Origin of the sequence: Streptomyces sp. NPDC093089, assembly GCF_044754405.1 — a bacterium.
Classification (GTDB): domain Bacteria; phylum Actinomycetota; class Actinomycetes; order Streptomycetales; family Streptomycetaceae; genus Streptomyces.
The window spans coordinates 511,243-536,393 of sequence record NZ_JBIVPA010000004.1 but is presented as its reverse complement, the minus strand read 5'-3'; the positions used below and the strand labels follow the sequence as shown (position 1 = coordinate 536,393).

The 25,151-nt window shown below is 73.6% G+C and carries 21 protein-coding genes; 14 read left to right on the top strand and 7 right to left on the bottom strand.

Going from position 1 to position 25,151, the window contains the following annotated elements; translation table 11 throughout:
- Positions 1-32 precede the first annotated feature (32 nt).
- Positions 33-1,229 (bottom strand): MFS transporter, encoded by a 1,197-nt coding sequence (locus ACIQFX_RS12375; protein ID WP_402461416.1) that lies wholly within the window; start codon positions 1,227-1,229, stop codon positions 33-35.
- Positions 1,230-1,306: 77 nt separating this feature from the next.
- On the opposite strand from ACIQFX_RS12375, the gene ACIQFX_RS12370 reads away from it, so the two are divergent.
- Positions 1,307-2,575, top strand: coding sequence for an ATP-grasp domain-containing protein (locus tag ACIQFX_RS12370; protein ID WP_402461414.1), 1,269 nt, complete (start codon positions 1,307-1,309; stop codon positions 2,573-2,575).
- Between the two features lie 73 nt (positions 2,576-2,648).
- On the opposite strand, the gene ACIQFX_RS12365 is transcribed toward ACIQFX_RS12370, so the two are convergent.
- Positions 2,649-3,446 (bottom strand): phytanoyl-CoA dioxygenase family protein, encoded by a 798-nt coding sequence (locus tag ACIQFX_RS12365; protein WP_402461413.1) that lies wholly within the window; start codon positions 3,444-3,446, stop codon positions 2,649-2,651.
- A 324-nt stretch (positions 3,447-3,770) separates the two neighbouring features.
- Between ACIQFX_RS12365 and ACIQFX_RS12360 the strand changes: the two genes are divergently transcribed.
- The 9 genes from ACIQFX_RS12360 (at position 3,771) to ACIQFX_RS12320 (ending at position 15,425) form a co-directional block, all read left to right on the top strand.
- Positions 3,771-5,138, top strand: a complete 1,368-nt coding sequence (locus ACIQFX_RS12360; protein ID WP_402461412.1) for an SUMF1/EgtB/PvdO family nonheme iron enzyme — start codon at positions 3,771-3,773, stop codon at positions 5,136-5,138.
- Positions 5,138-6,583, top strand: a complete 1,446-nt coding sequence (locus ACIQFX_RS12355) for an MBL fold metallo-hydrolase (RefSeq protein ID WP_402461410.1) — start codon at positions 5,138-5,140, stop codon at positions 6,581-6,583. The genes ACIQFX_RS12360 and ACIQFX_RS12355 overlap by 1 nt, the downstream gene beginning before the upstream one ends.
- A complete protein-coding gene (locus ACIQFX_RS12350; protein ID WP_402461408.1) occupies positions 6,580-7,662 on the top strand; it encodes an alpha/beta hydrolase-fold protein in 1,083 nt (360 codons plus the stop codon). The genes ACIQFX_RS12355 and ACIQFX_RS12350 overlap by 4 nt, the downstream gene beginning before the upstream one ends.
- A complete protein-coding gene (locus tag ACIQFX_RS12345; RefSeq protein WP_402461406.1) occupies positions 7,650-9,491 on the top strand; it encodes an asparagine synthetase B family protein in 1,842 nt (613 codons plus the stop codon). Before ACIQFX_RS12350 ends, ACIQFX_RS12345 begins: the two co-directional genes overlap by 13 nt.
- Complete coding sequence (locus tag ACIQFX_RS12340) at positions 9,430-10,530, top strand: hypothetical protein (RefSeq protein WP_402461404.1); 1,101 nt, start codon at positions 9,430-9,432, stop codon at positions 10,528-10,530. Before ACIQFX_RS12345 ends, ACIQFX_RS12340 begins: the two co-directional genes overlap by 62 nt.
- Positions 10,527-11,930, top strand: a complete 1,404-nt coding sequence (locus tag ACIQFX_RS12335) for an aldehyde dehydrogenase family protein (RefSeq protein WP_402461402.1) — start codon at positions 10,527-10,529, stop codon at positions 11,928-11,930. Before ACIQFX_RS12340 ends, ACIQFX_RS12335 begins: the two co-directional genes overlap by 4 nt.
- A gap of 6 nt (positions 11,931-11,936) precedes the next feature.
- Positions 11,937-13,043 (top strand): threonine aldolase family protein, encoded by a 1,107-nt coding sequence (locus tag ACIQFX_RS12330; RefSeq protein ID WP_402461400.1) that lies wholly within the window; start codon positions 11,937-11,939, stop codon positions 13,041-13,043.
- 16 nt (positions 13,044-13,059) lie between these two features.
- Positions 13,060-13,515, top strand: a complete 456-nt coding sequence (locus tag ACIQFX_RS12325; protein WP_367827993.1) for a pyridoxamine 5'-phosphate oxidase family protein — start codon at positions 13,060-13,062, stop codon at positions 13,513-13,515.
- A 158-nt stretch (positions 13,516-13,673) separates the two neighbouring features.
- Positions 13,674-15,425, top strand: coding sequence for an FAD-dependent monooxygenase (locus tag ACIQFX_RS12320; RefSeq protein WP_402461397.1), 1,752 nt, complete (start codon positions 13,674-13,676; stop codon positions 15,423-15,425).
- Positions 15,426-15,508: 83 nt separating this feature from the next.
- On the opposite strand, the gene hemG is transcribed toward ACIQFX_RS12320, so the two are convergent.
- The 3 genes from hemG to ACIQFX_RS12305 all read right to left on the bottom strand — a co-directional run bounded on the left by hemG (position 15,509) and on the right by ACIQFX_RS12305 (position 20,146).
- Positions 15,509-16,990, bottom strand: a complete 1,482-nt coding sequence (gene hemG, locus ACIQFX_RS12315; protein ID WP_402461396.1) for a protoporphyrinogen oxidase — start codon at positions 16,988-16,990, stop codon at positions 15,509-15,511.
- 127 nt (positions 16,991-17,117) lie between these two features.
- On the bottom strand, positions 17,118-18,605 hold the full coding sequence (locus tag ACIQFX_RS12310; protein WP_402461394.1) for an FAD-dependent monooxygenase: 1,488 nt from the start codon (positions 18,603-18,605) through the stop codon (positions 17,118-17,120).
- Between the two features lie 29 nt (positions 18,606-18,634).
- Complete coding sequence (locus ACIQFX_RS12305) at positions 18,635-20,146, bottom strand: FAD-dependent monooxygenase (protein ID WP_402461392.1); 1,512 nt, start codon at positions 20,144-20,146, stop codon at positions 18,635-18,637.
- 263 nt (positions 20,147-20,409) lie between these two features.
- On the opposite strand from ACIQFX_RS12305, the gene ACIQFX_RS12300 reads away from it, so the two are divergent.
- The 3 genes from ACIQFX_RS12300 to ACIQFX_RS12290 all read left to right on the top strand — a co-directional run bounded on the left by ACIQFX_RS12300 (position 20,410) and on the right by ACIQFX_RS12290 (position 22,426).
- Entirely contained in the window at positions 20,410-21,138 is a 729-nt protein-coding gene (locus ACIQFX_RS12300) for an SDR family oxidoreductase (protein WP_402461390.1), read from the top strand.
- Between the two features lie 49 nt (positions 21,139-21,187).
- Complete coding sequence (locus ACIQFX_RS12295; protein WP_402461389.1) at positions 21,188-21,457, top strand: acyl carrier protein; 270 nt, start codon at positions 21,188-21,190, stop codon at positions 21,455-21,457.
- A 90-nt stretch (positions 21,458-21,547) separates the two neighbouring features.
- Positions 21,548-22,426: an NmrA/HSCARG family protein gene (locus ACIQFX_RS12290; RefSeq protein ID WP_402461388.1), complete on the top strand. Its 879-nt coding sequence runs from the start codon at positions 21,548-21,550 to the stop codon at positions 22,424-22,426.
- 20 nt (positions 22,427-22,446) lie between these two features.
- Here ACIQFX_RS12290 and ACIQFX_RS12285 read toward each other — a convergent pair whose 3' ends face one another.
- Complete coding sequence (locus tag ACIQFX_RS12285; RefSeq protein WP_402461387.1) at positions 22,447-23,064, bottom strand: DsbA family protein; 618 nt, start codon at positions 23,062-23,064, stop codon at positions 22,447-22,449.
- 43 nt (positions 23,065-23,107) lie between these two features.
- Positions 23,108-23,893 (bottom strand): 3-oxoacyl-ACP reductase FabG, encoded by a 786-nt coding sequence (gene fabG / locus ACIQFX_RS12280; RefSeq protein WP_402461385.1) that lies wholly within the window; start codon positions 23,891-23,893, stop codon positions 23,108-23,110.
- A gap of 220 nt (positions 23,894-24,113) precedes the next feature.
- Here fabG and ACIQFX_RS12275 point away from each other — a divergent pair, with 220 nt between their 5' ends.
- A complete protein-coding gene (locus tag ACIQFX_RS12275) occupies positions 24,114-25,142 on the top strand; it encodes a methyltransferase (RefSeq protein ID WP_402461383.1) in 1,029 nt (342 codons plus the stop codon).
- The last annotated feature ends 9 nt before the right edge of the window (positions 25,143-25,151 follow it).

Below are 25,151 nucleotides of genomic sequence, written 5' to 3'. Positions count from 1 at the left end.
TACTCCGCCCTTGCCGGTCCTGATCATCATGCTCACGCGTCCGGTACGGGTCTTCTCCAGATTTGCCGGGTGCCACCGGTTGCGGCGGTGACCAGGAGCGTGACGGCGGCGACCGCGAACGCCGCCGGTACGGGGCCCGCGAGATCGCAGAGCGCGCCCATGACCAGGATCGACACCGCCACGCCGGAGGGCAGCAGGGTCGCCCGCAGGGTCACCACCGACGACAGCTCCTCGGCGGAGGCCGCGGCGAGCAGCCGGTTGTTGAAGTGCACGAAGGCAACCTCGAAGAGCACCAGGAACACCGCGTACAGCACCAGCGTCGGCGCCGTGCGGCCGATCAGGACCGCGGCGAGCAGCGGCGCCATGGGCAGCACCGCCCAGACGGCCGACGGGACCCGGTCGAGGTACTGCTGCGCCGGCAGCGCGGCGAGCGAACCCGCGAAGATCGCGAGCGCCGACATCGCGACGAACACGCCCACCAGGCGGGTCCCGCCGTCCAGGAGGTGGAGCGGGACCACGGTGACGGCCACCGTGTGGAAGCCCTGCCAGAACGCCACGAGCAGGAACCGGGCGAACAGCCGGCGCACCACCGGGTCCTCGACCCGCAGCCGGGTGTCGGCCGCGGCCCGCTCGCCGTCCTTCTCCCCGGAGGCCGTGACCCCGGACGCCGGCAGCGCCCAGGCGAGCAGTGCGGAGAGCACGAGGGTCGCCGCGTTCACGGCGATCAGGCCCCGCAGCGAGAGGACGGACCCGGCCGGCCCGGCCAGCGCGGCGCCGACGCTCAGGCCGGTCAACTTCCCTATCTCGGCGACGGTGTTGGCCCGGTCGAGCCGGTCGACCGGGACCGCGCCGCGCAGCACGACGGCGGTGGCCGAGCGGGTGACCGCCTCGAAGAAGCCGCGGACCAGGACGAGCCCGGTGGCGACGGCGAGCAGCGCGGGGCCCGGGGACGCGAGCGCGGCGGCGGTGAGCAGCAGGCTCGCGGGCTCGGCCAGCCGGATCAGCCGCTCCGGGGCGCGCCGGGCGAGCAGCCGGTTGAGCGGTGCGGCGAGCAGCAGCGCGGGCAGCCACGGGGCGCTCAGGACGGCGCCGGCCAGCAGCCCCGAGCCGGTCTCCGAGCCGACGCGGGTGGACAGGCTCACGAGAAGCAGAAAACTCCCGCACGTGTTGACGAACAGCAGCGCGGGAGTGAAATGAGGCGACCGGAATGCCGCGGGAAATAACGTCATGAAGTATCCCTCCAGGGCTGGAGGATGGCAGAGCTGAACGGATTTCGGCCAAGGGGATGTCTGTCTATCTTGAACACATGACAGCAGCCATAGAGGGCCGCCCGTGCATCGTGATGGTCGATGCCTATGCCGCGGTCCGTTCGCTCGTTCTGGAATTCCGGGAGCAGGGGTGCTCCGTCGTCCGCGTGCAGAGCACGCGCCACGTGCCGTACGTCTACCGGTCGGCCCCGCACGTTCCCGACGACTTCGTCGCCGACATCGTCCACGAGGGCGACGTCGCGGCCACGGCCGACGCGATCGCGGGGTTCGCGCCGATCGCGGTGATCTCGGGCGGCGAGATCGGCGTGGAGCTCGCGGACCTGCTCGCGGAGCGGCTCGGCCTGCCCGGCAACGGCACCGCCCTCAGCGCCGCGCGCCGCGACAAGCACCTGATGATCGAGACCCTGCGGGCCGCCGGGCTCCGCGCGGCCCGGCAGCTGCGGGCCACCGACGCGGACGAACTCGCCGCCTGGCACCGCGAGCTCGGCGGCCGGGTCGTGGTGAAGCCGCCGCGCAGCGCCGGCAGCCAGGGCGTCTCCTTCTGCGACACGCCGGAGGAGTCCGTCGCCGCCTACCGGTCCCTCGCCGACGCCGACGACGTCTTCGACGAGCCCAACCGGGGGGCCGTGGCCCAGGAGTACCTGGCGGGCACCGAGTACATGGTCAACACCGTGAGCCGGGACGGCCGCCACCACGTGTGCGACGTCTGGCGGACCGGCCGGGTCAGCGCGAACGGCGTCGTCGACCTCTGCGACGCCCTGTCCCTCGTCGACTCCGGCAGCCGGGTCGTCGCGCCGCTCACCGAATACGGCTTCCAGGTCCTCGACGCCCTCGGCATCCGGCACGGACCCGCGCACCTGGAGATCAGGATGACCCCGGACGGGCCCTGCCTCGTCGAGGTCGGCGCCCGGATCGCCGGCGGCGGCATCCCCGCCGCCGCCGCCCTCGGCACCGGCTCCTCGCAGCTGGACCGGACGGTCGAGGCCTTCCTGCGGCCCGAACGGTTCCACGCGCACGCGGGGACCCCGTACGAGGTGAAGCGGTACTGCGCGATCGCCGGCATGGTCTCGCCGGTGGAGGGGGTGCTCCGGGAGTACCGGGGGATCGAGGAGATCGAGCGCCTGGAGGGCTTCCACGCCCTGGCGACCCTGGTGAAGCCGGGCCAGGACCTCCGCAGGACGGTCGACGACCTCACGTACCCGGTGATCGTGACGCTGCTGCACGACCTTGACGAGGTCGTGCAGCGCGACCTGAACACCATCCGGCACCTCGACGGCGTCGGGTTCTACGGCCTCGACGGCTCCTGACCGCCGTTCGACCGGGCCCCGACCGGCCGCCGACCGCGCCACCGTTCGACCGCTGCCGATCCGCGGTCGAACATCAGGCGCGGACGGCGGCCGGTGTGCTGCGCGACCAGGCGGGGCGCGGCACCCGGTAGACGAAGCTGACGGCCGTACGGGGCTCCGCCGCCGTCGTGTTGGGCGCCGAGCGGTGCACCACCAGGCCGTCGAACAGGACGGCCGAGCCGGGCGCGAGGGGCACGGCCACCGGCTCGACGGCGGGCAGGTCCGCGTCCGCGACGTGCGGCTCGACGGCCGCCCGCAGCGGCGCCTCGCCCGGCAGCCGCTCGCGGTCCCCGGTGTGCGGGAGCAGCCCGAGCAGGTGCGAGCCGGGCAGGAACTCCAGGCAGCCGTTGCGCGGGGTGGCCCGTTCGAGCGCGACCCAGACCGTCACGATGCCGTGCGCGTCCGCGCCGAAGCCGGGCGGCGCGAACGCCAGGTCCTGGTGCCAGGGCTTCGCCGAGCCCACCACGGGCGGCTTGGCCCACAGGAAGGCGTTGACCAGCGTGCCCGGGTGCCCGCCGGCGGCCCGGGCGACCGGCCCGTCGGCCAGGCCGAGGGACCGCTGCACGGCGTCGAACTCCGGGACGTGCTCGTGGATGCGGTCCGCCGAGCGGAGCACCCCGGCGAGCGCCCCCGCCCCCTGCTGCCAGGCCGCCCAGCCGCCGATGCCGGGCGCCTCCAGGACGAAGTCGCCGCTGGAGACCGTGCGTTCGCGGGCGAGCTCCTCCAGTCGGCCGACGGCCCGCCGGAGCCGGTCGAGCGCGTCGCCGGTGGCGAGCGCGGGGAGCTGGGTGAATCCGTTCTCCCGCAGGTCACGGGATTCGGTGTCGACCATTCTTCGTGTCCTCTCTCCTGGTGTCGGACGGCCGCGAACCTCCCCCTGATATATCGCAGAATGCTCTCTTTCGGCGTTCGCGGCCTTTTCCGTTGTAGCGCCTTCGAGGCCCTGCCTAAGCTTCTCGGCATGAGGTCGACCGACCGCATGAATCGGAATACCGGAGGGAGTTCACAATGAGCGACGGTACCTTCATGGAGACCCGTGACGCGCAGCAGGAGACCAGCAAGTGGTAATCCGCTGACCCAGCGAATTGCGCCGCCCGTACGGATTCGCATTCCGTACGGGCGGCTCGTCGTCCACCGTCCCGAGAGAGAGGTTGAGATGGTAGGTAATCGCGTTTCCCACGTCATCGACATTCCCGCCGACATGCTGGTGATCGACGAATCCACCGACGACCGCTACTGGGCGTCGGTGGAACGGGTCCTCGAACTGGCCCGCGCGAAGGGCAGGGCCGCCGACGGGGTGCCGCTCCTCGCCACCCTCGCCATCACGCACCCCGAGTGGCCGGTGCGCGCCGGCGCCGTACGGCTGCTCGCCGAGCACCACGCGGGCGACCCCGCGGCCGACTCGGCCGTCGCCGCCTCGACGCACGACACCGTCGACTGGGTCGCGTTCACCGCCCTGAAGGTCATCACCGAGTACCGCATCGCGGCCGCCGTCCCCGACCTCATCCGCATCTCGGGCTGGCCCAGCAACTTCACCAAGCCGGGCTGGGCGCGCAAGCCCGTCGGCTGCGGCGCGGCGCTCACCAAGCGCGCCCTCATCAGCGTGTTCGGCACCCGCGACTCCGCCGAGCTGCGCCGCCTGGAGGACGAGTACTTCTCCGACATGCGGGCCCGGATCGAGGCCGCGCGCCGGCGGCCCCGGCGCAACGCCGACGTCGTCCTGGTGCCCGGCGGCCCGGCGATCATGGGTGCCGTCGAGGAGACCGACGCCTTCCGGATGCTGACCGACGACCTGACGCTGAGCGCCGTCGACGTGCCCCCGTTCCTCGTCGACCGGACGACGGTGACCAACGCCCGCTACCGCGAGTTCCTCGAAGAGGTCGGCGACTCCGGCGAGTTCGACCACCCCGACCAGCCGGAGGAGCGGTCGCACCGCCCCGCGCACTGGCACGACCGGCGCTTCAACGCGCCGGACCAGCCCGTCGTCGGCGTCGACTGGTACGACGGCTACGCCTTCGCGAAGTGGGCCGGCGGCGCGCTGCCCAGCGAGAACCAGTGGGAGAAGGCCGCGCGCGGCACCGACGGCCGCCGCTTCCCGTGGGGCGACGACTGGGACCCGTCCCGGGTGAACTACGTCGAGCGGTCCTTCGGCGAGAACGTCGCCGACCTCGACTCCCTGGAGGCCCTGCTCGTCACCGTCGAGCAGGGCGAGAGCCCGGCCCACCCGGTGCTGGCCGCCGACGCGCTCCCGGAGGGCGCCAGCCCGTACGGCGTGCTCCAGACCTCGGGCAACGTCTGGGAACTCACCCGGACCAACTTCTACACCGGCGAGGACATGGACCCCTTCTTCAAGGGCCGCCACCCGCTGGACTTCATGAACCGCAAGGACGCCTTCCACGTCCTGCGCGGCGGCACCTGGACGTCGCCGCCGGCCTGCCTCACCACGTTCTACCGGGGCAAGGACCTCATCACCGACCGGCACATGGAGGTCGGCTTCCGCTGCGTGTACGAGGCGGCCGGCTGATGCGCCTCACCTCGCTCGGCCACGCCGCGGTCCTCGTCGAGACCGGCACGGAGCGGATCCTCTTCGACCCGTGGCTCACCCAGCGCCTCGACCGCTTCTGGGAGCACCACCCGCCGCTGCCCGACGACCTGGTCCGCCGGGTCCTCGACGAGGGCGTCGACTACGTGGTCCTCAGCCACCACCACTACGACCACCACCACTTCCCGTCGCTGCTCCGGCTCGTCGACGGCGCCGACGTGGACTTCGACGACAGCCCGCGCCAGAGCTCCGGCGTCACCTGCGTCTACCCGGCCGGCCCGGTGCCGCCGCAGCTGACCGCCTCCGGGCTCGGGCACCAGGCCATCGCCTGGACGCTCCGCCGCTTCGGCTTCGAGCGCCTGCACCCCGTGACGCCGGGCGACACCGTCACCCTGGGCGGCGCGACCCTCAGGACGTTCCCGTCGGCCGTGTCGTTCCCCGAGATGAGCGTGCTCGTGGAGACCGCCGACGCCTCCGTCATGCTCTGCGGGGACGCCCTCCTGCACGAGGCGACCGTCGCGGCCTTCCAGCGCGACGACGCGCCGCGCCTCGACGCCGTGTTCGTCCCCGCGCACAGCGTCTCGCCGCCCGGCGTGCTCACCGAGCGGCGCGCCCTGACCGACCCGGACGCAGTCCGCGCCCGCGCCGTCGCCAACTTCGACCGGTACGTCGGGACGCTGCCCGCGACCGTCACCGTGCCCTCCTCGTTCGGCTGGCGGGTCAGCGGCGACGGCGAGCGCGACTACTCCTGGTGCAACCGGACGATGTTCCCCTTCACCCCGACCGAGGCCCTCGCGCGCCTCGACGAGCTGGGCCGCGACGGCCTGCTGTGGGGCCCGGGGCAGGTCATCGAGGTGGCGGACGGCAAGGCCGTCCTGACCGAGGGGCCCGTCGCCCCCGACGCGTACGACTTCGACGAGGTCTACGCCGAGGTGCGGCTCGAACCCGGCACGCCGGTCCCGCCGTTCGACGCCTCGCTCGACCGGTACGGCAGCCAGACCCGCCCCGCCGACGAGCTGCTCCGCGAGGTCCTCGACCGGCTCGTGGCGACCGACTACTGGTACCGGGCGCTCGACGACGGCGCCGGCCGGCACGTCGTCTCGCTGTACGAGGACGGGGCCGAAGGCGGGGCCGGGGACGCCGCCGAGGACGGGACCGGCGGCGAGACCGCCTTCCTGCTCGACCCGGTGGCCGGCCGCGTGACCCGGCTCGGCCCGGGCCCGGCCCGGAGCCACGTCGCCGGCGGCGAGGGCTGGACCGAGATCGCGGCGAGCACCCTGGAGGCCATGCTCGGCGCCGACCTGCTGTTCGGCAGCTCCTTCGGCCTGTGGGCCAGCGACGGCGTCCTGCTGTCCGCGGTCTTCCACCACCCGTCGTTCTACACCCGGCACGTGGACCGGGCGCTGCGGGAAGGGGCCGGCTCATGAGCGCCCCCGCCGCCCCCGGCCCCGCCACCGTCCTGGTCGACCACGAGAGCGCCCGCCTGCGCGGCAACCCGCTGGGAGACCCGTACCGGCGCCGGATCGAGGTGCACCTGCCGCCCGGCTACGACGGCGTCCGCCGCTTCCCGGTCGTGTACTGGCTGCCCGGCTTCGGCGCCCACCCCAGCCTCACCGGACGGGCGCTCGCCTTCGGCGCGTCCGTCGCCGACCGGCTGCGGCGGGCGATGGAGGACGGCCGGGTGCCGCCCGCGCTGCTCGTCGTGCCGGACTGCACCACCGCCTACGGCGGCTCGCAGTACCTCGACTCCGCCGCCTCGGGCGCGTACGCCGGCTACCTCGCCGAGGTCGTCGCCGAGGTCGACCGGCGCTTCGCGACCCGCCCCGAACCCGCCTGGCGCGCCGTCGGCGGGAAGTCCAGCGGCGGCTACGGAGCACTGATGGCGGGCATGACGTCCGACCTGTTCGGGTCGGTCGTCGCCTGCTCGCCCGACGCCGGCTTCGAGCACTGCTACCTGCCGCTGCTGCCCGCCACCCTCGACGCCGTGCGCGCCGCCGGCGGCGTCGACGGGCTGCTCGCCCGCCGGTCCGGCGGCCCGCACGACGTGCCCTTCATGGTCGCGATGAGCATCGTCGCGATGGGCATGTGCTACGCCGAGAAGCCCGGCACGAGCCCCTCGGACGCGCTGCCCTGCGACCCCGGGACCGGGCTGTTCCGCGACGACGTGTGGCAGCGCTGGCTCACCCTCGACCCGGTGCGCATGCTGCCCCGGTACGCCGACCGGCTCGCCGGGCTCGGCCTGCTCCACCTCGACGTCGGACAGCGCGACGAGTACGGCATGCACTGGGGCGTCCGCGCCCTGCACGCCGCCCTCGACGCGCACGGCGTCCCGCACGCCTACCGCGAGCACGAGGGCGGGCACCACGGCATCGAGCACGTCTTCACCGAGGCCCTGGCCGGCCTGTGGCGCGTGTGGCGGGAGCCGGCGGCCCCCGCGGAGCGCGCCCGGACGCCGCAGGGCCGGACACGTCAGCCGGGTCGGGTGAGTGGCACATGTGCGGTGTAGCGGGCTTCGTCAGCTTCGACGGCCGCCGGGACCCCGCGTGGCTCGACGCGCTCGGCCGGACCATGACCGCGGCCATGGCACACCGCGGCGAGGGCGCCTGCGCCCCGTACGTCTCGGCGTGCGGCACCGTCATGCTGTGCGCGACCCGGCTCGCCGTCCGCGACCGCAGCCACGCCGGCGACCAGCCGATGGCCGACCCCACCGGACGCGTCGTCCTCGTCCACAACGGCGAGGTCTACGGCTCGCGCTCGCCCGCCCCGCCGCTGTGGCCGCGCCGCACCAGCTGCGACACCGAGTTCGCCCTCCAGCAGGTCTGCCGCGAGGACGACCCCGGGGACGCGCTGCGGCCCCTCGACGGCATGTTCGCGCTCGCCTGGCACGACACCTCGACCGGCCGGGTCGTGCTGGCCCGCGACCACTTCGGCGTCAAGCCGCTGTTCTACGCCTTCACCCACGGCGGCCTGCTCTTCGCGTCCGAGCAGCAGGTCCTGCTCCGCACCGGCCTGATCACCCCCGAGGTCGACGCCGAGGAGTACCTGCTGCGCTCGTGGATCCGGATGGACGCCGCCGACGACCACACCTGGCTGCGCGGCGTCCGCTCCCTCCAGCCCGCCGAGTACCTGGTGGCCGACGGCGGGCGCACCCGCACCCACCGCTACTGGCGCCCCGCGTCCGTGGACGGCCTGGTGGAACCCGAGGAGATCAGGGCCGCGTTCGACCGGGCCGTCGCGCAGCGGTCCGTGTCCGACGTCCCCCGGGCCGCGGTCCTCAGCGGCGGCGTCGACAGCACGGCCATCGCCGCCGGCCTGACCGCCGCCGGAATCCCCCTCGACGGATACGTGCTCCGCTACCAGGACGGCATCGGCGGCTCGGGCGACGACGTCGCCTACGCCACCGAGGTCGCCGAGCACCTCGGGGTGAAGCTGACCGTCTGCGACCTCGACCGGCACGCCGCCGCCGACCTGGTGCCCGTCCTGCCCACCCGGCTCATGCGGCCGCTCCTGCACGGCGCCGAACTCGCCATGCACCACCTCTACGGCACCATCGCCGCCGACCGGAAGGTGGTCGTCTACTCCGGCCACGGCGCCGACGAGCTCTGGGGGTACCAGGACGGCCGCTACTTCCCCGTCGTCGACCCGCTCGCCCCCACGTACATCCACGGCCGGCACTACCTCACCCACCGGCTGCACGCCGACGAACGGCCCGTCTGGGCCCGGCTCGTGAGCTGGATGGCGCACGAGCTCGACGTCGACATGAGCGTCGTCACCGACCGGGTGTGGGCCCGCACCATGGACGAGTACCGGGCGATCAAGACGGCGTCGCCGCTCAAGCGCGGCCGCCACCACCTGATGCGGCGCTTCCTCGTCTACGTCAACGACATGGTCGACGCCACCTCGTCGACCTTCACCCTGGAGGACCGGCCCGTCTTCCAGGACGTCACCCTCACCGAGCTGGCGTTCCGCTGCCCCGAGCACCTCAAGGACTCCAACAAGCCCGGCACCCACAAGGGCCTGCTCAAGGCGGCGCTCGCCGACCTGATGCCCGAGTCCGTACGGCACCGCCGCAAGCAGGGCTTCCCCACCCCCACCGACCCCCGCTACGTCCGGCGCCTGACCGAACTCGCCGACGGACTCGGCACCCCCTTCGGGCTGCCGCCGCTGCCCGACGCACTCCGCGCCGAACTGGGCGTCGGCGAATGGATGTTTCTCGCGTCCTCCGCCGCCTGGCTCGACCACCTCGCGGAGTTCAGAACCGAACCGAGGAGTCATGTTGAACCGTCCCGTACCCTCGTGGCGCTGGCAGATCCTGGAGCGCGCCGCCGACCTTGACCCGGTGCCGCCGGTGCTCACCGAGGCGGCGGCCCAGGACGGGTGCAACTTCACGGTGTGGCGGCCGACCGCGCTGCCCGCGGGCTGCGACAGCAGCGTCGGCACGCTCCGCAGGGAGGCTCCTCCCGGGCGGGTGGAGGCCGAGGGCCGCACCCCCTGGAGCGATGCCAACCCGGCCGGATACCGCACGGAGATCTCCGGCGGTGGGCGCCGGCTGCGCCTCAAGCAGTTCCACTACGACTGGGCCTTTCCCGCCGCGGACCACCCGTGCCTGTGGGGCAGCGAGACCAGGCCGTACGAGATCGGCGAGGGCCGGGTCGCCTGGCTCGGCACCGACTACCTGGGGCACCGGGCCGGCAGCGCCCGGATGGCCCGCACCACGGTCGAACTCTCGGTGCTCGAAGGCGAGTTCACCGACGAGGAGCTCGTAGCGCTGTTCGCGGCGCTGCGCCCCGCCGTGCCCGAGGCCGCGGAGCGGATCCTCGCCACCCCGTTCGCCGAGCTGAGCTACTGGGCCAGGCACCGGGCCGACATGGTGTCCGTGCCCACCGGCGTCTTCTCCTTCCACCGGCGCGACAAGAAGCACGAGGGCGACTGGATCCCCTCCGCCGACGTCGCCGCCTTCCTCGCCGCCCAGGGCGTTCCGGTGACCGCCGGCGGGTTCCGCGCGGAGAGCGCCGCGAACTTCGGGGACGGCGCCGCCGTCCGCGAACTGGAGGTCGTCTACGCCTCGCAGGACGGCGCCGAACTGCGCCTCACCGCCCAGCGCACCGGCGGCGGCCGCCTGGAGTTCCCGCCCGTCCGCGAGAAGCACCCCGCCACCGAGGAGCTCCACGACCTCGACGGCCGCCCCCTCCACCTCGGCCACGTCGACGCCGAGTACGGCGCCTGCGACGCCTGGTGGCAGCACCCCGACGGCTACGACCTCCGCCTGCTGGGCAGCGCCGGCACGGGCCTGGGCCGCGAGGCCTTCCTCGGCCTGGTCGCCGGCATCGACGCCGACCTCCGCCTCGCCGGGAACGCCGAGGCGCTGGGATGAGCGGGACGGGACGGGCCGTCCTCGACCCCGCCACCGGGCGTCTCCTCGCCCGCCTGAAGGACACCGACGGGTCCGGCGTCGACGACGCCGTGGCCCGCGCGGACACGGCCTTCCGCGGCGAGTGGGCCGACACCTCGCCGAGCCGGCGCGGCGACCTGCTCCGGAACCTCGGGGACCTGCTGCGCGCCGAGCGCGAGGTGTTCGCGGAACTGGAGCGGAGCAACGCCGGCAAGCCCACGGCACGGGCACTCGGCGAGGTCGACTTCGCCGCCCGGGTGCTCGACTGGTTCGCGGCGGCGGCCCGCCACCCGGTGGGGGAGACCCACCCGTCGGGCCCCGGCATGCGCGCGTACACCGACCGCGTGCCCGTCGGCGTCGTCGCGGCCGTCGCGCCGAACAACTACCCCCTGCTCCTCGCCGTGTGGAAGATCGCCGCGGCCCTCGCGTACGGCAACACCGTCGTGGTCAAGCCGGCGCCCGAGACACCGCTCTCGCTGCGCCGCCTCGTCGACCGCGCCGGCGAACTGCTCCCCGAGGGCGTGCTCACCGGCGTGTACGGCGGCGCCGGCACCGGCCGGCTGCTGTGCGGGCACCCGGCCGTCGGCATGGTGTCGTTCACCGGCTCGACGGCCGCCGGACGGGACGTCGCACGCCGCTGCGCCGACGGCCTCAAGCCCGTCTCGCTCGAACTCGGCGGCAAGAGCCCCGTGGTGGTCTTCCGCGACGCCGACCTCGACGCGGCCGCCCGGGCCGTCGTCACCGGATTCACCGGCAACACCGGCCAGATGTGCGTGGCCGCCTCCCGCCTCGTCGTCGACCGGGCCGTGCACGGCGAGTTCGTCGACCGCGTGGCCAAACTGGCCGCCGGCCTGCGGGTCGGCCGGTCCGCGGACCCCGCCACCGACCTCGGCCCCCTGATCAGCCGCGCCGCAGCCGACCGCGCGGCCGAGGTGGTCGAGGAGGCGGCGGCGAAGGGCGCGCGCGTCGTCCTGCCGCCCGAGGCCACCGGCGTGCGGCACGACCTCGACGGCGGGTTCCACGTCCACCCCGTGATCCTGGACGAAGCGCCGTCCGACAGCCGCGCCTGGCGCGAGGAGATCTTCGGCCCGGTGCTGTCCGTCGCCGCGTTCGACACGGACGCCGAGGCACTGGCCCTCGCGCACGACACCGCGTACGGCCTGTCGGCCTCCGTCTGGACGTCGGACGCCGACCGGGCCGAGCACTTCGGCCGGAACCTGCGCGCCGGCATGGTCTGGGTCAACACCTGGGGCGACACCGAGGAGACCGTCAGCGTCTCCGGCATGGGGCAGTCCGGGTACGGCCGCGAGCTGGGCCTCCACGCGGTGGAGGGCTACACCCGGCCCCGGGCCGTCTGGGTCGCCCACCGGCCGGGGAGGTAGTCGGCGATGGCGACCGCCACCCCGCCGCGGCTCGACTTCCGCAGCGACACCCGCACCCTCCCCGACGCCCGGATGCGCGCGGCGATGGCCGGGGCCAGGGTCGGCGACGACGTGTACGGCGACGACCCCACCGTCGCCCTCCTGGAGGAGACGGTCGCCGGACTCCTCGGCACCGAGGCCGCGCTGCTCATGCCCAGCGGCACGATGGCGAACCTCGTCGCCCCGCTCGCCGCGGCCGGCCCGCCCGGCTCGCCGCCGCCCCGGGTGATCGCCGGCGCCGACACCCACATGGCGTTCCTCGAAGCGGACGGGCTGCGCCGCTTCGGCGGAGTCGAGCTCGTGGCGGTGCCACAGCGCCCCGACGGGCTTCCCGACCCGGACGCCCTGACCGCGCTGCTCGCCGCGGGCGCGGAAGGACGGCCGACCGTGGTGTGCCTGGAGAACACCAGCATGATGCGCTCGGGCAACGCCCTCGACGCCGCCGCGACCCGCTCCGTCGCCGACCTCGCCCACCGGTACGGCGCGCACTTCCACCTCGACGGCGCCCGCCTCGCCAACGCGGCCGTGGCGCTCGGCGTCCCGCCCGCCGCACTCGCCGGCCCCGCCGACAGCGTGTCCTTCTCCGTCTCCAAGGGGCTCGGCGGCCCCGTCGGCGGACTCCTCTGCGGAACGCGCGCCTACCTCGCGCACGCACGGGAGGCGCGCACCTGGCTCGGCGGCTCCCTGCACCAGGCGGGCGTCGTCGCGGCACCCGCCCTGGTGGCCCTCGGGCGCCTGCCCGAGCTCGCCGCCGACCACGAGAAGGCCGCCGCCCTCGCCGACGGGCTCGCCTCGGTGCCCGGCGCCGAGGTGATGCGCCCGCCGCGACCGACGAACATGGTCATGGCCCGACTCGCCGGACTCGCCGCCGACGACTGCGCAACGCGCCTCGCCGAACACGGAGTTCGCGTCCTTCCGCTGCCGAACGGCCATGTCCGCTTCGTCGCGCACCGGTCACACGACATGATCAGTGTGCGCGCGGCCGTCAGGGCGCTGGCGGCCGTGGCGGCCACGCTGCCCACCGGGCCGGACCGACAACCGAACGAGCCCTCCCCGCACGGGGAGGCTCCGTGACATCGATGGAGGAAGCATGACCGACGTGCCACCGCGCGGACTGGAGGAGCGGCTCAAGGACACCCGCGCCAGGCTGGAGAACGACGTCGACCTGTGGGTCGCCACGTCCGGCGCCGAGGGCGGGGTCCACCTCATCCCCCTCTCGTACCTCTGGGACGGCACCGCGTTCCTGATCTCCACCCCCCGCGCCTCGATCACCGGCCGCAACCTCCTCGCCGACGGCCGGGTGCGCCTCGGCCTCGGCCCGACGCGCGACGTCGTGATCGTCGACGGCGTCGCCGAGCCGGTCGACGTCGCCGCGCTCGGCCAGGAGGCCGGCGACGCCTTCGCGGCCAAGACCGGCTTCGACCCGCGCGAACTCGACCAGCCCTACCAGTACTTCCGCATCCGCCCGCAGCGCACCCAGGCGTGGCGGGAGGCCAACGAGCTGGCGGGCCGCGGCCTCATGCGCGACGGGGTCTGGCTCGGCTGACCCGCGCGACCGCGCCACCCCGCCGCCGGCCGGTCACCCCCGTGACCGGCCGGCGGTCGTACGGGCCGGCCCGGTCCAGCCGTTCTTGACCGGATCTGAAGAGCCCTTTGCCAGGCTGCGACGGCAATGCATCCGTCGATATTTCTGGAAGGGCGAACATGGGGACAATCGAGGTTCCGGTCCTGATCGTGGGCGGTGGCGGATGCGGTCTGTCCGCCTCCGTCTTCCTGGCCGACCAGGGCGTCGACCATCTGCTGGTGGAACGGCACCCGGACACGTCGAGGATTCCGAAGGCGCACTATCTCAACCAGCGCACGATGGAGATCTTCCGTCAGCACGGCATCGCCGACGACGTGCTCGCCGAGGCGGCACCGCTGGAGATGTTCGGCAAGGTGCGCTGGCAGACCACGCTCGCGGGCGACGGTCCCATGGACCGCCGCCTGATCCACGAGATGGACGCCTTCGGCGGCGGCGAACTGCGCGAGAGCTACGAGGAGGTCGGCCCCGTCCTGCCGGCGAAGCTGCCGCAGATGTGGCTGGAGCCGATCCTGCGCCGCCACGCGGAGGAGCGCAGCCCCGGCCGGATCCTCTTCCACCACGAACTGACCACCTTCTCCGACGAGGGCGACCACGTCCGCGCCGAGGTGCGGAACGTCGAGACCGGCGAGGTCACCACCGTCAAGGCGCAGTACCTGATAGGCGCCGACGGCGGCCGCTTCGTGGGCCCCGAGGTCGGCATCACGCTGGACGGCCCGCCCGGACTCGTCAACACCACCACCGCGTACTTCTCCGCCGACCTGTCCGAGTGGTGGGAGGAGGGCACGCTCATCACCCACTTCCTCAGCCCGGAGGACCCCGACCTCTCCAGCAACCTCATCGAGATGGGACCGAGCTGGGGCAAGGCCTGCGAGCAGTGGGGCCTGCACTTCGCGCCCGGCCCGCCCGGACGCTGGGACGCCGAGACCGTCATCCCGCGCATCCGCGAGCTGCTGCGCCTGCCGGAGCTGGAGATCGAGGTCCACAAGGTCACCGACTGGATCGTGCACGCCCACCTCGCCGACCGCTACCGCGTCGGCCGCGTGCTGATCGCCGGCGACGCCGCGCACCGCCAGCCGCCGGCCGTCGGACTCGGCCTCAACACCGGCATCCAGGACGCCCACAACCTGGCGTGGAAGCTGGCCGCGGTCGTCAACGGCGGCTCGCCGGACAGCCTGATCGACACCTACGAGGCCGAGCGCCGCCCCGTGGGCCGCGAGAACGTCGACTGGGCCGTGTCCGCCGCGAGCCACCACCAGGTGGTCATCGACGCCATCGGCGCCGGCCACAACATCCCGGCCGGCCGTCGCGGGCAGCGCCTGGAGGCCTACTTCGACCCGTCCCCGAACGGCGACACCGTGCGGGCGCGGGCGCTGGAGATCTTCCACACCCACCGGGGCGGCTGCCAGTCGCTCGACATGGAGGTGGGCTTCGGCTACGAGGAGGGCGCGCTCGTCCCCGACGGCACCGAGCGGCCGGTCCGGGTCCCGATGCGGAACGTGCACGTGCCGACGTCCCGCCCCGGCCACCGGGTGCCGCACGCCTGGATCAGCCGGGACGGCGAGCTCCTCTCCACGATCGACCTCACCGGCACCAGCGGCTACGTGCTGATCACCGGCCCCGAGGGGACCCCGTGGGCGGAGGCCGCCGAGCGCGTGGCGGAGAAGTACTCCGTCCCGGTCGTCACGGCCCGCATCGGCGAGGGCGGCGACTACGAGGACGTCGACGGCGGGTGGGCGGCCGTCCGGCAGATCACCGGCGCCGGCGCGCTCCTGGTCCGCCCGGACGGACACGTCGCCTACCGCTCCACGGACGCCGCAGAGGACCCGGAGCAGGTCCTGACCGAGGTGTTCGCGGCCGTCCTGGACCGCTGACCCCCGCTCCCGGAACGACGAGAAGGGGCCGTGCCCGATCGGGCACGGCCCCTTCTCGTCGCCGTCGGTGAGGAAAGGCCGGTTCAGACGCCGACCGCGACCGCGCGCCCGGCGGCCTCCTTCTTCAGGAAGCCGAGGACCTGGTCGGCGGCCTTGCGGGCGGTGGCCATGCAGACGCCGACGCCCACGCCGTCGTACAGCGCGCCGCACACCGCGAGGCCGGGCTGGGTCGCCACCGACTCGCGGATCCGCTTCACCCGGTCCAGGTGCCCGACCGTGTACTGCGGCAGGGCGTCGTCCCAGCGGCTCACCCGGCTCGCCACCGGCGGGCCGGTCACGCCGATGGCCTCGGCGAGCTCGGCCGCCGCCACCGCGACCAGGTCGGCGTCGTCGCGCCGCAGCAGGTGGTCCTCGCCGAACCGGCCGAGGGCGCAGCGGACGATCTCCACCTCGCCGGCCAGGTGCGGCCACTTCACGGTGGTGAAGGTGACCTCCTTGACGAGCTTCCCCTCCGTCGCCGGCACCCGGTAGGCGGCGTAGCCGCGGCCGTGGAGGCCGCCGCCGGTGAACGCCGCGCGCGGGTAGGCGAGCGTCACCGTCGCCACGCTGGAGTACGGGACCTCGGAGAGCGCGGAGACCGCCGCGGAGGCGCCGGGGACGCCGGAGAGCAGACGGCCCGCGGGGCCGGCCGGCACGGCGACGACGACGGCGTCGGCGTCGAGGTACTCGGGGTCCGTGACCGGGCCCACGGCCAGCCGCCAGCCGTCGGCGGTCCGGGTGAGCTCCCGCACGGACGCCCCGGTGCGCAGGGACGCGTCCGGCGCGGCGGCCAGCACCTCGCGGACCAGCGTGGGCGGCAGCGAGCCGAAGCCGCCCTCCAGGGTGGCGACGCTCACCGGCGGCGGCTTCTCGCCCTCCGCGAGCACCGGCGTCAGCGAGCCCGCCGCGTCCGCCAGGGAGACGTGGTTGCGGGCCGCCATCGCCAGCGGCGTCAGGGTCGCCTCGAACGACAGGTCCTCGGCGCGGCCGGAGAACACGCCGGCGAGGAACGGGTCGACGAGGCGGTCCACGACCTCCTGGCCGAGGCGCCCGCCGACGTACGAGGCGACCGAGACGTCGCCCTCGCGGTCGAAGGAGGGCAGCGCCAGGTCCTGGCGGGCCCGGTCGAGCCCGGCGGCGGACAGCACGCCGGACCGGGCCAGGTCGTCCATGTCGCACGGCACGCCCATGAACTGACGGTCCGGCTGGTGCCGTATGCCGTCCTTGGTGAGGATCGCCGACGCGGTGACGCCCGCCGACATGATCCGCTCGCCGAGTCCGGCCTCCTTGATCAGGCCGGTGGTCTTGCGGCGGTTGGCGTACAGCGACTCGGCGGCCTCGTCGACCGGCACCCCGGCCACGTCGGAGACCTTGAGCTTGCCGCCGATCCGGTCCGAGCCCTCCAGGAGCGTCACCCGGACCGGTTCGTTCCGCAGGTAGAACGCTGCCGCAAGGCCCGCGATACCACCCCCGACGATGACCACGTGGGGCTTTCCGCTCGCCTGATCCCGTTCGCTCCCGGCCATTCCACCAGCTCCTTGATGAATGATGCATACGGTGTCGTAGGGCCCGCCCGGCGCCGACGGGTCGGCGCCGAGGCAGGCTTCGGCAGTCTGACCGGGCGTCCCGGAACCCCGGTCGAGTGCGGCTGGACTAGGCCCGCGACGAGGACCGCCCGCCGGTGCCGAACCAGCGGGCGAGGGCCTCGGTGAGGTCGTCGACGCTGCCGGGGGAGGTCCAGGCGACGTGGCCGTCGGGGCGGACCAGGACCGCGTCGAGCGCGGCCTCCGGGGCGGCGGCCCAGGTGCCGGCGACGACGTCGACCCGGTCGGCCAGGTCCTCCGCCTGCTCGGCCGCCGTGCCGCCGTCCGTGGTGATCAGCAGGCCTCGCCCGGTGCGCAGCAGGTCGGCGACCCGGGCGCGGGTGCCGTCGGGCAGGTCGACCTCGCGGCCGGGCGGCATGCGCAGGCCCAGCAGCGGGTGGTCGCCCTTGCCCAGGTCGTAGCGGACGCCGAGGTTGCTCAGCATGCCGGCCAGGTGCTCGGCGGCGTCCGGGTGGGAGACCAGCTCGGTCATGATCGAGCGGACCGGGTCCATGTCCTCGCCGGTGAGCCGCAGTTCGATCGCCGCGCGGGCGTTGCGCGCCAACTGCTCGCCGACCGGGTGGCGTTCGGCGTGGTAGGTGTCGAGCAGGCCCTCGGGGGCGGTGCCCTTGACCGTCGCGGCCAGCTTCCAGCCGAGGTTGACCGCGTCCTGCACGCCGACGCTGAGCCCCTGCGCCATGGCCGGGGGCTGGATGTGCGCGGAGTCGCCGGCGAGGAACACCCGGCCGCTGCGGTACGCGGCGGCGGCCCGGGAGGCGTCCGTGAAGCAGCTGATCCAGCGGCACTCGCCGTGGTGCAGGGACTCGCCGGTGAGGCGCTGCCAGGCGTCGGCGAGGTCGGTGAACGTGAGGGAGTCGCGGTCGCGCGGCGGCGTCCCGGCCTCGTGGACGACGACGCGGGTGACGCCGTTCTCCAGGTCCATCGCCATGATCATGCTGCCGCCCGGCAGGTTCTCGCCGATGCGCCGCTTGCGGGTCTCGATGCCGGTGACGTCGGCGGTGAGGAAGCCGCGCCCGCCGGGCGTGCCGGGGAAGTCGATGCCCGCCAGCTTGCGGACGGAGCTCCGCCCGCCGTCGCAACCGACGAGGTACGCGGCGGCGGCCTCGGCGGAGCCCTCGGGGCCGTCGAGGGCCACGACGACGCCGTCGCCGTCCTCCTCGAAACCGGTCACCTCGTAGCCGCGCAGGATCGGCACGCCGAGCCCGGTCACCCACTCCTCCAGCATCCGCTCGGTGCGGAACTGGGACACGCCCCGGTGCCCGTAGTGGTCCTCGGCCAGCGCGGAGAGGTCGATCGGCACCCCGCCGAAGTGGCTGTCGGCGGGCTCGGTCGCGCCGAGCCCGCCGAGCAGGCCCCGCTGGTCGAAGCACTCGGCGGTGCGCCGGGTGAAGCTCGCGCCGCGCGACTCGCGCGCCGGGGCGAGCAGCCGCTCGTAGACGACGACGTCCACGCCGCGCAGGCCGAGTTCGCCCGCCAGCATCAGCCCGACGGGCCCGGCGCCGACGACGATGACATCCCGGGCTGTGTCCCTGGGCATACGGAAGCTCCTTGGGTCGAGGGGGCCGGTCAACGGCCGGCGGTCTGGGGGACGCGGGCGGTGCCGAACCAGCGGCCGAGCGCCTCGGCGAGGCCGTCGGCGCCGCCGGGGGAGGTCCAGGCGACGTAGCCGTCGGGGCGGACCAGGACCGCGTCGAGCGAGGCGACGGCGTCGGTGCCCGCGCCGGCGTCCGGCTCGGTGATCCAGGTGCCGGCGACGACGTCGACCCGGTCGGCCAGACCCTCCGCCTGCTCGGCCGCCGTGCCGCCGTCCGTGGTGATCAGCAGGCCGCGCCCGGCGCGCAGCAGGTCGGCGACCCGGGCGCGGGTGCCGTCCGCCAGGGCGAGTTCGCGGTGCGGCGGAAGCCGCAGGCCGAGCAGCGGGTGGGTGCCCTCGCCGCACGCGTACCGGATGCCGAGGCCGCTCACGATGCCGGCGACCTGCTCCGCCGCGTCCTTGTGGGCGAGCAGCTCGCCCATGACCTCGCGGATCGGGTCCATGGCGTCGTCGCCGAGGTAGACCTTCTGCGCGGCCCGCGCGTTGCGGATCAACTCGGCGCCGACCGGGTGGCGTTCGGCGTGGTAGGTGTCGAGCAGGCCCTCGGGGGCGGTGCCCCTGACCGTCGCGGCCAGCTTCCAGCCGAGGTTCGCGGCGTCCTGGAGGCCGGCGCTCAGCCCCCAGGCGGCCAGCGGCGGGATCTCGTGCGCCGCGTCGCCGGCCAGGAGCACCCGGCCGCGCCGGTACTCCGCCGCGTTCGCCGCGGAGTTGCCGGTCGCCCACAGCCACTGGGGCTCGGCGTCGTCGATGGACTCGCCGGTCAGCCGCCGCCAGGCGGCGGCGACCTCGGCGAACGTCAGCGCGCCCGGCGTCGGGCGGGCGGGCAGGGACGGGTCGTGGACGACGATCCTGAGGCGGCCGGGACCCACCGGGGTGCACACCACCATGCAGCCGCCGGGCAGCCGCTCGCCGATCGGCCGGGGCCGCAGGGCGACACCGGTGATCTCCGCGGTGTACATGCCGCGGGTGGCCTCCCAGCCGGGCGCCGCGATGCCGGCGAGGGCGCGCACGGTGCTGCCCGCGCCGTCGCAGCCGACCACGTAGCCGGCGGTCTCCTCGCCGGGGCCCCCGGGACCGTCGTACGCGACGACGACGCCCTCGGCGGTCTCGCGGAGGCCGGTCACCTCGCGGCCGCGGCGCACCGGGACGCCGAGCTCGTCCAGCCAGCCGCCCAGCGCGTCCTCGGTCCTGGCCTGGGACAGGCCGAGGACGCCGCTGTGGTCCTCGTCGAGCATGCCGAGGTCGAAGCGGACGCCGCCGAAGTGCCCCATCGGACCCCACCGGAACTCGCCGAGCCGGGAGAGCACACCGCGCTGCCCCAGGGTCTCGGCGGCCCGCCGGTTGAAGCCGAGGGCCCGGGATTCCCCGCTCGGCTCCGGCAGCTTGTCGTAGACGACCACGTCCGCGCCGCCCAGCCTCAGTTCTCCGGCGAGGAACAGGCCGACGGGCCCGGCACCCACCACGATGACATCGGTTGTTTTCATCATTAAGACCCTCTGCGCAGTGGCAATGGTTGGCCATGGTGAAGCTACTCAGCGCCGTGTTCGACTGCAATGAATTGAATGCGGGCACGCGGATGCGGCGTTCAACCGAGGAATAGGCGTGCTTGAACGCCGATGTTGAACGCTTGAACGCCGGAGCTGAATGGCAATGTCGGAGGTGCTCCCGGCTTTTGCCTCTTACTAACGTCAATGCATGAGCAATTCGGCGCGCCTCACGTGGAACGCCCCTCAGGAAAGGAAATGACGTGCCGGACGGGAAGATCGCGCTCATCACGGGCGCCAACAAGGGCATCGGGTTCGCCGTCGCGCGGCAGCTCGGCGAGCAGGGCGTCACCGTCCTCGTCGGCGCCCGCGACGAGGTCCGCGGCAAGGAGGCCGCGGACGCCCTCGTCGCCGACGGCGTCACCGCGGTGCCCATCCGCCTCGACGTCACGGACCCGGCCTCCGTCGCCGAGGCCGCCGCCGAGATCGAGCGGCGGTACGGCCGCCTCGACATCCTGGTGAACAACGCCGGGATCGCCGGCGGCTTCACCGGCACGGCCGACGAGGCCACCGCGGCCGACCTGCGGGAGGTCTACGAGACCAACGTCTTCGGCGTGGTCACGGTGACCGGCGCGCTGCTGCCGCTGCTGCGCCGCTCCGAGGCCGGCCGCGTCGTCAACCTGTCCAGCCACGTGGGCTCGCTGACCCTGAACGCGAACCCGGGCTCGCCGCTCGCGGGCCTCGACATGATCGCCTACCAGTCCTCGAAGACCGCGCTGAACGCGCTGACGGTCGCCTACGCGAAGGCGCTGCGCGGGACCCCGATCAAGGTCAACGCCGCCCTCCCAGGAGTGGTGGCGACGGACATCAACCATCACCGCGGCCACCGCACACCCACCGAAGGAGCGGGGATCGCGGTCCGGCTCGCCCTGCTCGACGAGGCCGGCCCGTCGGGCGCGTGCCTTGCGGACGACGGAACCGTGCCGTGGTAGCGCGGCGCGGCTCCGACCGAGAGTCACCCACAGAGAAAGAGGAACGACTGTGCTGCAGATAACGATCGGCGACCTCCAGACCATCATGCGCCAGTGCGCGGGCGAGGCCGAGGACGCGCTGCCGCTCGACCAGGCCCCCGACAGCCCCTTCGACGAGCTGGGCTACGACTCCCTCGCGCTCCTGGAGACGTACAGCCGGATCGAGCGGGACTTCGGCATCGAGCTCAACGAGGACGAGATCGGCCTCGTCAACACCGCCGGGGACCTGGTCGAGTTCGTGAACTCGCTGCTCCAGCTGAAGGTCATGTCGGCGGCCTGATCCCGCGCGGGATCGCGGCCGCTCGCGGCCACCCCATCGGAACGTCACGCCGGGCGGGGACCCGGCGGGCGACACACACGGAGGAAGACAGTGGCGGTTGAAGGAACGATCCTCGTGCTCGGCGGTACGGGCCGGCAGGGCGGGGCGGTGGCCCGCGAACTCCTGCGGCGCGGCGCCACCGTGCACGCCCTGGTCCGCGACCCGGGCAAGGAGGAGGCGCGGGCTCTGGCGCAGGCGGGCGCCGTCCTCGTCCGGGGCGATCTGGACGACCCGGCGTCGCTGCTCGCGGCGATGGAGGGCGTCGACGGCGTCTTCAGCGTCCAGACCTTCCGCGGCCCCGGCGGCTGCGAGGCGGAGGTGCGGCAGGGCAAGGCGGTCGCCGACGCGGCGGTCCTGGCCGGCGTGAAGCACTTCGTCTACAGCTCGGTCGGCGGCGCGGACCGGGACACCCGGGTCCCGCACTTCGAGAGCAAGCTGGAGGTCGAGGAGTACCTGCGGACGCTCGACCTGCCGACGACGGTGCTGCGGCCGGTCATGTTCCACGACATCCTCCTCGACATCGCGCCGCGCCCGGTGGAGGGCGAGCTCGTCCTGTCCATGTGGCTGGACCCGGAGACGTCCGTGCAGCTCATCGCGACCAGCGACATCGGCGTCTTCGCCGGGGAGGCCTTCGAGAACCCGGAGGCCTGGCTCGGCCGGGTGGTCGAGATCGCCGGCGAGGACCTGACGGGACCGCAGATGGCCGCGGCGTTCGAGGCCGCGTCCGGGGTGCCGACCCGCTACCAGCAGCTGCCCATCGAGCCGCTGCGCGCCCACCGCGAGGACCTCGCCAACATGTTCGACTGGTTCGAGCGCGACGGCTACCACGCCGACCTGCCCGAACTCCGCCGCATCAGGCCGGACCTGGTCTCCCTGGAGGCATGGCTGAGCGACAACTGGACCGCTCCCCTCGTGGGGGCCCGACGCTGACGACACGGCTCGCGGTGCTCTCAGGAGAAGATCGGATCGCGGGTACGGGTGCGCTTGAGCTCGAAGAACCCGTCGGTCCCCGCCACCGCGAGCACACCGTCCCAGAGCCGCACGGCGGCCTCGCCGCGCGGGGTCGGCGTCACCACGGGACCGAAGAACGCCACGTCCCCCACCGCGACGACGGGGGTCCCGACATCGGTGCCGACGCGGCCGATGCCGTCCTGGTGCGAAGCCCGCACCGCGGCGTCGTACGCGTCGGACCCGGCCGCTTCGGCGAGGGCCGGGTCCAGGCCGGCGGCGGCCAGCGCCGCCGCGTAGGTGGCCCGCTCCTTGGGCGCCTTCCCCAGGTGGAACAGCGTGCCGAGCTCGGTGTACAGCGGGCCGAGGACCTCGGGGCCGTACTCCTTCTCGGCGGCGGCCAGGACCCGGACCGGCTCCATGCGCAGCGCCAGGTCCCGGTGCCAGCGCTCGGGCAGGTCGGGGCGCCCCTCGTTGAGCACCGTCAGGCTCATGATGTGCCAGCGGACGTCGAGGGGCCGGTGCCGCGCGACCTCGTGGATCCAGCGGGAGGTCAGCCACGCCCAGGGGCAGGTCGGGTCGAACCAGAAGTCGACCGGGGTCGGGGTGGTGTGCGGCAACGTCGGCTCCTCGATGTGTCCGTGCTCGTGTCCGTCGGCGCGATCAGTAGTTGCCGAGGCCGCCGCAGACGTTCATGGCCTGCGCGGTGACGGGGGCCGCCGCGTCGGAGACGAGGTACGAGACGAGGCCGGCCACCTCCTCGGCGGTGGAGTAGCGGCCCAGCGGGATCTTCGCCTCGAAGCGCTCCAGGATCGCCGCCTCGGAGGTCTCGAAGTGCGCGGCGTAGCCCTGGCGGACCCGCTGCGCCATCGGCGTCTCGACGTAGCCGGGGCAGACGGCGTTGACCGTGACACCGGTCTTCGCGAGCTCCAGGCCGAGCGCCTTGGTGAATCCGATGACACCGTGCTTGGACGCCGAGTAGGGGGCGCCCAGGACGACACCCTGCTTACCGCCCGTGGAGGCGATGTTGATGATGCGACCCCAGCCGCGCCCGACCGGGTCACCCTTCTTCAGGACCGCGCGCGTCATCAGGAAGACGCTGTTCAGGTTGGTGTCGATGACGTCGTACCAGAGCTCGTCCGCTATCTCCGCGGTCTCGCCGCCGCCGCTGCGGCCGGCGTTGTTGACCAGGATGTCGATCCGGCCGTACCGCTCGACGACCTCGCCGACCAGGCGGTCGACGTCGGCGGGCTTGCGGACGTCGGCGGCCAGGCCGTCGGCGTCGTGACCGGCGGCCCGGAGCTTGGCGACCGTCTCCCGGACGTTCTCCTCGTTCCGCGCGCAGACGAAGACCCTGTGCCCCTGGCCCGCGAGATTCTCCGCGACGGCCAGGCCGATGCCGCTCGTTCCGCCGGTGATCAGCGCTACCTGCTGTCCGTTGTCGGCCATTCCGCCTGCTCCTTATCGGGATGTATGTGGGGCCGTGACAATCTGGCAAGCAGGGCCGGAATCCCGGTCGAGGAGCGGTGGAGGTCGCTCTCCGTTCAACCGCACCGATTCACCGGTTGAACGTTCGAGTCAACAATTTCAAAAGTGTCTGGTTGCGGGTCCGAGAAGCGCCGACCTATCGTCTGGAAATCCACGAAAAAGGCGCTCCGGAAGGAAAGTCATGTCCGAAAAGACCGAGGTCCGCGACCAGTCCGACTCGTACGCCCTGCTCAACCTGATCCAGGGCGCCGTCATTACCCAGGCCCTTTCCGTCGCGGCCAAGCTCGGTGTCGCGGACGTCCTCGCCGACGGGCCGCTGTCCGCCGGCGACATCGCCGGGCGCGTCGGCGCCGACGCCAAGGCGACCCACCGCATCCTGCGCGCGCTCGCCGGCCACGGCGTCTTCGCGGTCGGCTCCGACGGCCGCTACGAGAACACCCCGCTCTCCGACAAGCTCCGCGAGGACGCCCCGGACTCGATGCGCGGCTTCGCCGTCCTGATGAGCCACCCGCTCCTGCACGAGGAGTGGGGCCACCTCGCCACCACCGTCGAGACCGGCGAGCCCAACCTCCCGAAGCTCCGCGGCATGGGCGCGCTCGACTTCTTCCACGCCACCCCCGAGTACGCCAACGTCTTCTTCCAGGCCTTCGGCGGCCTCTCCCTCTCGGAGACCGGCCCCATCCTGGACGCCTACGACTTCACCCAGTTCGGCACCGTCGTCGACGTCATCGCCGGCCGTGGCAACCTCCTGGCGGGCATCCTCCAGCAGGCCCCGGACGTCAAGGGCGTGCTGTACGACTCCGAGGTCGCCACCGTCGACTCGCAGGCGCTCTTCGAGGAGGCCGGCGTCGCCGACCGCTTCACCATCGAGCACGGCGGCTACCTCGACAAGCTGCCGTCGGGCGCCGACGCCTACGTCTTCAAGCACATCATCCACGACTTCTCCGAGGAGGACGCCGTGACCGCCCTGCGCAACGCGCGCGAGGCGATCGCCCCCGGCGGCAAGCTCCTCGTCATCGAGTACGTGCTCCCCGAGAACAACGAGAACCACCTCGGCCACACCATCGACCTCTGGCTGATGCTGATGCTGGGCGCCCAGGACCGCACGCTCGCCGAGTACACCGAGCTGTTCGCGAAGGCCGGCTTCCAGGTCACCCGCGCCGTCCCCACCAGCGCGCCGATCTCCGTCATCGAGGCGATCGCGGTCTGATTCCGCGCA

Coding starts and splice junctions, on each gene's coding strand:
- ACIQFX_RS12375 (WP_402461416.1), bottom strand. CDS start 1,229: ATGACGTTATTTCCCGCGGCATTCCGGTCGCCTCATTTCACTCCCGCG.
- ACIQFX_RS12370 (WP_402461414.1), top strand. CDS start 1,307: ATGACAGCAGCCATAGAGGGCCGCCCGTGCATCGTGATGGTCGATGCC.
- ACIQFX_RS12365 (WP_402461413.1), bottom strand. CDS start 3,446: ATGGTCGACACCGAATCCCGTGACCTGCGGGAGAACGGATTCACCCAG.
- ACIQFX_RS12360 (WP_402461412.1), top strand. CDS start 3,771: ATGGTAGGTAATCGCGTTTCCCACGTCATCGACATTCCCGCCGACATG.
- ACIQFX_RS12355 (WP_402461410.1), top strand. CDS start 5,138: ATGCGCCTCACCTCGCTCGGCCACGCCGCGGTCCTCGTCGAGACCGGC.
- ACIQFX_RS12350 (WP_402461408.1), top strand. CDS start 6,580: ATGAGCGCCCCCGCCGCCCCCGGCCCCGCCACCGTCCTGGTCGACCAC.
- ACIQFX_RS12345 (WP_402461406.1), top strand. CDS start 7,650: ATGTGCGGTGTAGCGGGCTTCGTCAGCTTCGACGGCCGCCGGGACCCC.
- ACIQFX_RS12340 (WP_402461404.1), top strand. CDS start 9,430: ATGTTGAACCGTCCCGTACCCTCGTGGCGCTGGCAGATCCTGGAGCGC.
- ACIQFX_RS12335 (WP_402461402.1), top strand. CDS start 10,527: ATGAGCGGGACGGGACGGGCCGTCCTCGACCCCGCCACCGGGCGTCTC.
- ACIQFX_RS12330 (WP_402461400.1), top strand. CDS start 11,937: ATGGCGACCGCCACCCCGCCGCGGCTCGACTTCCGCAGCGACACCCGC.
- ACIQFX_RS12325 (WP_367827993.1), top strand. CDS start 13,060: ATGACCGACGTGCCACCGCGCGGACTGGAGGAGCGGCTCAAGGACACC.
- ACIQFX_RS12320 (WP_402461397.1), top strand. CDS start 13,674: ATGGGGACAATCGAGGTTCCGGTCCTGATCGTGGGCGGTGGCGGATGC.
- hemG (WP_402461396.1), bottom strand. CDS start 16,990: ATGGCCGGGAGCGAACGGGATCAGGCGAGCGGAAAGCCCCACGTGGTC.
- ACIQFX_RS12310 (WP_402461394.1), bottom strand. CDS start 18,605: ATGCCCAGGGACACAGCCCGGGATGTCATCGTCGTCGGCGCCGGGCCC.
- ACIQFX_RS12305 (WP_402461392.1), bottom strand. CDS start 20,146: ATGAAAACAACCGATGTCATCGTGGTGGGTGCCGGGCCCGTCGGCCTG.
- fabG (WP_402461385.1), bottom strand. CDS start 23,893: ATGGCCGACAACGGACAGCAGGTAGCGCTGATCACCGGCGGAACGAGC.
- ACIQFX_RS12275 (WP_402461383.1), top strand. CDS start 24,114: ATGTCCGAAAAGACCGAGGTCCGCGACCAGTCCGACTCGTACGCCCTG.